2 protein-coding genes and 1 pseudogene are annotated in these 2,412 nt (G+C 38.8%); all 3 read left to right on the top strand.

Features of this window, described 5'->3' with window-relative positions:
* Positions 1–225, top strand: a pseudogene (locus VE944_RS26035) (ATP-binding cassette domain-containing protein); the annotation flags it as partial.
* Entirely contained in the window at positions 222–854 is a 633-nt protein-coding gene (locus tag VE944_RS26030; protein WP_324983974.1) for an ABC transporter permease, read from the top strand. The pseudogene VE944_RS26035 and the gene VE944_RS26030, both read left to right, overlap by 4 nt.
* Positions 854–1,756 carry a glycine betaine ABC transporter substrate-binding protein gene (locus VE944_RS26025; RefSeq protein WP_324983971.1) on the top strand — a complete coding sequence of 301 codons (903 nt, stop codon included), beginning with the start codon at positions 854–856 and terminating at the stop codon, positions 1,754–1,756. Before VE944_RS26030 ends, VE944_RS26025 begins: the two co-directional genes overlap by 1 nt.
* Positions 1,757–2,412 lie beyond the last annotated feature (656 nt).

Below are 2,412 nucleotides of genomic sequence, written 5' to 3'. Positions count from 1 at the left end.
CTAGAACTGCAACAAGAGTTTCGACATTTGCAGCAAGAGTTAGGCAAGACAGTTGTGTTTGTTACCCACGATATTCAAGAAGCATTTGTGTTGGCATCGAGAATTGGTTTAATGTATGGGGGAGAATTGGTAGTATTGGAGCCAAAGGATGAATTTATGCGATCGCAACATCCAGAAAGCCTTGCCTTTCTCCAATGTCTGCATACCTTGCAAGATACTCTATGAAAAATTTCTTCCTCATTAAGTATGCTCCAGAAATTCTTCAGCATACTCTAGAACACTTGTTTTTGGTAGGCATAGCAATTGGAATTGCTATACTTATAGGCATTCCATTAGGTATTTTAATTACACGTAAAACTTATCTTCGCCAACCAATTCTTGGTATAGCAAATATTTTCCAAACTATTCCAAGTTTGGCACTATTTGGCTTGCTCATTCCTGTTCCGATAATTGGCGGAATTGGCGCAGTACCAGCAATTGTTGCCCTGACTGTATATTCCTTGCTTCCGATAATTCGTAACACTTACACAGGCATTACTGGTGTAGATCCAGCTATTAGAGAAGCTGGCAGAGGCATGGGGATGACAGATAGACAATTGTTGTTGCAAGTAGAGATTCCCTTAGCACTGGGAGTAATTTTAGCAGGGGTGCGTGTAGCAACGGTAATTGCCATTGGTATTGCAACTATTGCAGCAGCAATTGGTGCTGGTGGTTTGGGAGTATTTATTTTTCGCGGTATATCAGTAGTGAACGATCAGTTAATTTTAGCTGGTGCAGTTCCGGCGGCGGCAATTGCATTACTAGCTGACTTTGCAATTGGCTGGATGGAGAATAAATTAAAAATTAAAAGTTAATGAAAAAAAATATAGCATTGTGCTTTTTAATTTTTGCTTTGTTATTGGTAATCACTAGCTGTACCCCAAATTCAAATAATAGTAGTAGTGGCAATATTATTATTGCTTCCAAAGATTTTACTGAACAAGATATTTTAGGTGAACTGTTAGCACAACAAATTGAAGCCACAACTAATTTAAAAGTAGCTCGTCGTCCTCGTCTGGGTGGTTCTTTTGTTTGTCATAGTGCTATTACTGCTGGCAAAATTGATGTATATATAGAGTATACAGGCACAGCTTTTACTGGAATTTTAAAGCAAAAAGCAGTTAATGATCCGAAAGAGGTTTATGAAAGGTTGAAACAAGCATACTCCCAGCAATTCAATCTGGAAGTAATGCCAAGCTTGGGTTTTGAAAACACTTTTGCGATGATTGTTCGAGGTGATGATGCCAAGCGCTACAATATTCAAACTCTCTCTGAAGCTACTCAATATACACCACAGTGGCGCGGGGGGTTTGGCTATGAGTTTTTAGAACGGGAAGATGGTTTCCCCGGATTAGCGAAAACTTACGATTTGCGTTTTGCCAAATCTCCCCAAATTATGGATTTGGGTTTAATATACCGTGCTTTGATTCAAAAACAAGTAGATATGGTGGCGGGTAATTCCACTGACGGACAGATTTCTCGCTTGGGTTTAGTTGTTTTGAAAGATGATAAACGTTATTTCCCACCTTACGAAACTGTGCCAATTGTTCGACAAGAAATATTAAAAAAATATCCACAATTAAGAAATGCGATCGCTTCACTTACGGGAAAGATTTCGGCAGATGAAATGCGCCAGTTAAATTATTTAGTTGAGGGAGAATTACGTGATATTAAAGATGTTGTCCAAGAGTTTCGCAAATCGAAGGGATTAAAATAATTCGTAATTAATTAAGGGTTAGGGTAACACACCCTACTAGTCTGTCAAGTTTAAATTGATGGGTAAGTTAAGTTCGTAGTAAGGACTTTAGTCGTTATCCTCTAATATTATGTCCGCTTGATTACTTCTTAAACCCGAAGAACCCCACCCCGCCAAAGCTATGCTTTGTCTCACCTCCCCGCAAGCCTACGGTGTACACACAAGTGCTGTCCACATAAGTTTCAACTCTTTTACCCACCTTTTTGTCAGAGTTAAACTGTCACACTTACCGACATCCCGCCCAGAACTAAAGTTCAGGGGTAATAGCTGAAGTCCACTTAAGTGGACTTCAGCTATGAGACTCGGAATGAATTCCGAGGCGGGATAGAAACGTAGTGCGAGATTTATTATTAGACATTGTACTACTGCTGTTCACGCAAAAAGTCAATGAGAGACCATTTATAAAGTAAATCTTTAGGAGGTTAAACGACGCAGCATAATGCGAGTCATAACAGCATATATAGCAGCCTCACTCATGGATACACCTTCTTTGAAGTATCCTACCTTTGCAATTATGCTTGGCTAACCATCTTTAGATTTACTTTATAAACAGCCTCTCATTCTGTAGATTAAAATTTGACTGTATAAAACAATATGGAAAATATTTTTAATGCTTA

The organism is Nostoc sp. (assembly GCF_035638895.1).
In the GTDB taxonomy this organism is placed as follows: Bacteria; Cyanobacteriota; Cyanobacteriia; order Cyanobacteriales; family Nostocaceae; genus Nostoc.
The sequence above is the reverse complement of the archived record's forward strand: the minus strand, read 5'-3'. Positions and strand labels throughout refer to the sequence as shown.

Excerpts from the sequence above, each read along its gene's own strand:
- VE944_RS26030 (WP_324983974.1), top strand. The coding sequence starts at position 222 with ATGAAAAATTTCTTCCTCATTAAGTATGCTCCAGAAATTCTTCAGCAT.
- VE944_RS26025 (WP_324983971.1), top strand. The coding sequence starts at position 854 with ATGAAAAAAAATATAGCATTGTGCTTTTTAATTTTTGCTTTGTTATTG.